This is a genomic window from Citrobacter sp. Cf136 (assembly GCF_030333815.1).
Classification (GTDB): Bacteria; Pseudomonadota; Gammaproteobacteria; order Enterobacterales; family Enterobacteriaceae; genus Citrobacter; species Citrobacter freundii.
This window is the reverse complement of record NZ_JAOWFE010000012.1, coordinates 1-664: the sequence shown is the minus strand read 5'-3', so window position 1 is coordinate 664 and position 664 is coordinate 1. Positions and strand designations below refer to the sequence as shown.

The window sequence follows — 664 nt, the reverse complement described above, 5'->3', positions numbered from 1 at the left end:
GGGGTAACAATGAAGCCTTGGGTAAAATTGCCTTCAAAGTTCGTACTAGATGGGCGCTTAAAAGAGCTTTTATGGATTGATGACAAGGTAGGAAAACCGTCACATAAGGTCGCAGCCTTAAAACTGTATGTCGCGCTGTCTATGAGAGCGGAAAGTAAAGAGGTTTTCAGTCACTACATAGAGGCATACATAACACGTTACTCAGCTCAGGTGACCTATGAGGAGCTCTCAGAACTAACAGCCCTGAGCAGATCATCAATATCATCAGGTATTGATATCTTAGTGGGACTTGGGGTGTTATCAGTAGATAAAGATGGGCGAAAAAACATCTACCGATTTCCTGGCTTTGATGGTTCTAAAGACTGGTGCAAGATACCTTACAGGGCATTGTTATCTCGTGATGGCAAACGGATAGAAGCATTCCATAAGCTTAAATTAAGAAGCAAGATTGAGCTCTATGCGCTAAAGATGTTCATCTACTTATGTGCTGTTAGAGACAACCACAATCACTATACAAGTGCTTCATTTGAAAGAATAAACTTGCAAACCTCTATTCCGGAAGCGGACATCCCAAGGACGCATGCCTACCTGAGTGGTATAGGGCTCATAGCTTTAGTGGAGAAACGCAGAGATGGGTTTGGTGGCATGAAGAAAAATCCTCCAA

The 664-nt window shown here is 42.8% G+C and carries 1 protein-coding gene; it reads left to right on the top strand.

Annotated features, from left to right (window positions below; translation table 11 throughout):
- Positions 1-9: 9 nt before the first annotated feature.
- Positions 10-664, top strand: a 655-nt coding sequence (locus OGV98_RS00500; RefSeq protein WP_286550916.1) for a helix-turn-helix domain-containing protein, incomplete at its 3' end; no start/stop codon positions are given.